Source organism: Enterobacter cloacae complex sp. 6730903, assembly GCF_048283985.1.
Classification (GTDB): Bacteria; Pseudomonadota; Gammaproteobacteria; order Enterobacterales; family Enterobacteriaceae; genus Enterobacter; species Enterobacter hormaechei_C.
The window spans coordinates 1-2,095 of sequence record NZ_JBLVXX010000113.1 but is presented as its reverse complement, the minus strand read 5'-3'; the positions used below and the strand labels follow the sequence as shown (position 1 = coordinate 2,095).

The following is a 2,095-nucleotide window of genomic DNA, read 5'->3' as shown; positions in this document are numbered from 1 at the left end:
GCCCCGTGCGACGCCGCGCCAAACCCCGCCCCTTTCGCCATCCCTTCGCGAATGGAAAGCCGCAGAAACAGCACATCTCCCACTGCCATGCCGAACACGCCCGTCACTACCACAAACAGCGCCACCAGATCCGGCTGCCCGCCGAGCGGTTTCGCGGCTGCCAGCGCAAACGGCGTGGTCACCGAACGCACCGCCAGGCTGCGCTGGATTTCATCCGACAGGGTAAACAGCCGCGCCAGCCAGACCGAGCTGCACACCGCCACCACCGTCGCGGTGACGACGCCCGCGCTGAGCGACATCCAGTGGCGTCTGATAATGGCGAGGTTGTCATAAACGGGTACGGCGAAGGCGATGGTCGCCGGGCCGAGCAGCCACAGCAGCCAGTGGGATTCGCCAATGTAGTTCTGCCAGGAGATATGGCCGAAGACCAGCATCAGCACCAGCAGGATCGGCGTAAAGACCAGCGGCATCAGCGGCAGCGCGCGAAAGCGGCGATACAGGCGCTTGTTGGCAAAGTAGATGACGACTGTCGCAATCAGGCACAGCACGCTTATCTGAAAGTTAGTCATGCGTCTGCCTGCTGATTTCAAAGCGATACACTTTATCCACCACCCAGGCGGTGGCGCCCAGCACCATCATCGTGCTCAGGGCGATAACCGCAAAGATGCGCCAGCCGTCGACCATCAGCAGCTGGGCATAGTTCACCACCGCCACCACGGCCGGCACAAAGAACAACAGCATCTCCGCCAGCAGCCAGCGTGCGCCGGCCCGCACCCAGCTAAGGGGCAACGCGCGACAGAGGATCAGCGTCAGCATCAGCACCATCCCCACCAGGTTGGCGGGTAAAGGCAGATGCAGCCAGTCGACAAGATATTCCGCAAAAACAAACAGTCCCGCGTAAAGCAGTACCTGAACCGGTACCTGGAGTCGTTGCACAACGGCAGGCGTAACACGGCTTAACGCCACGGCCATGGGGGTTTTCCTCAGAAATGAGACGAGGCGCCAGTATAGTGAGCGTACGGTATCGACTGAAATGAATTAAAATCATCGAAGGTATAGTTTCGAGGAATAATCATGGACATAAGAACGCTGCGCTATTTTGTCGAGGTGGTTCGCCAGCAAAGTTTTACCCGCGCAGCGGAGAAGTTATTCGTAACCCAGCCAACCATCAGCAAGATGCTGAAAAATCTCGAAGATGAGTTGAACTGTACCCTGCTGATCCGCGACGGGCGCAAGCTACTGCTGACCGATACCGGACGCGTGGTGTTCGAGCGCGGGCTGGCAATTCTGGCGGAGTTCCGCCAGCTGGAGGCCGAGCTTGGGGACATCAACCACCTGACAAGAGGGCTGCTGCGGCTCGGCATTCCGCCGATGGTCGGCATGATGATGGCCGGGCCAATAAGCCTGTTTCGCCAGCGCTATCCAGGCGTTGAGCTTAAAATTTCTGAATTTGGCGGCCTGACCGTGCAGCAGGCGGTGATAAACGGTGAACTGGACGTGGCCATGACGGCCCTTCCCGTGGAGGAGGAAAGCGGCCTGGCGACGCTGCCTCTGTTCAGCCATCCACTGTGCGTGCTGGTGCCGCGCTCCGGCGACTGGCTGAAGATTGAGTCAGTAAAACCCGAGCTGCTCGGCGAACACCCGCTGCTGATTTACAACGAAGATTTTGCCTTAAGCCGCCAGCTGATGGCGCTGTTTAACCAGCACAACGTGAAGCCGCGCATTGCGGTGCGCAGCGGCCAGTGGGATTTTCTGGCGGCGATGGTACAGGCGGGCGTGGGGATTGCCATTCTGCCGCAGCCGATCTGCGAGCGGCTGGATAAAAATACGCTGCGCTGGATCCCGCTGGAGAGCGACCTGCACTGGCAGCTGGGGATGATCTGGCGTGAAGGGGTCTATCTGTCGCACAGCGCGCAGGCGTGGTTGCAATGCTGTGAGGGGTTTTGGGTCCCCTCACCCTAACCCTCTCCCACAGGGAGAGGGAACCGATCGAGCACGTAGGCCCGGTAAGCGCAGGGTATGAACCGGAAACATGGGTAACACTTTAGACCGGATACATGGGTAACAGTTATAACTGGCATAGAAGAGGAGACTC

3 protein-coding genes are annotated in these 2,095 nt (G+C 59.4%); 1 reads left to right on the top strand and 2 read right to left on the bottom strand.

All coding sequences use genetic code 11. The features are described from left to right. On the bottom strand, window positions 1-569 hold a 569-nt coding region (locus tag ACNQ0W_RS25005; protein ID WP_417933287.1), incomplete at its 3' end, for an LrgB family protein. Continuing rightward, window positions 562-972, bottom strand: a complete 411-nt coding sequence (locus tag ACNQ0W_RS25000; protein WP_062933787.1) for a CidA/LrgA family protein — start codon at window positions 970-972, stop codon at window positions 562-564. The genes ACNQ0W_RS25005 and ACNQ0W_RS25000, both read right to left, overlap by 8 nt. Window positions 973-1,074: 102 nt before the next feature. Between ACNQ0W_RS25000 and ACNQ0W_RS24995 the strand changes: the two genes are divergently transcribed. After that, window positions 1,075-1,962, top strand: a complete 888-nt coding sequence (locus ACNQ0W_RS24995; RefSeq protein WP_062933786.1) for a LysR family transcriptional regulator — start codon at window positions 1,075-1,077, stop codon at window positions 1,960-1,962. Window positions 1,963-2,095 lie beyond the last annotated feature (133 nt).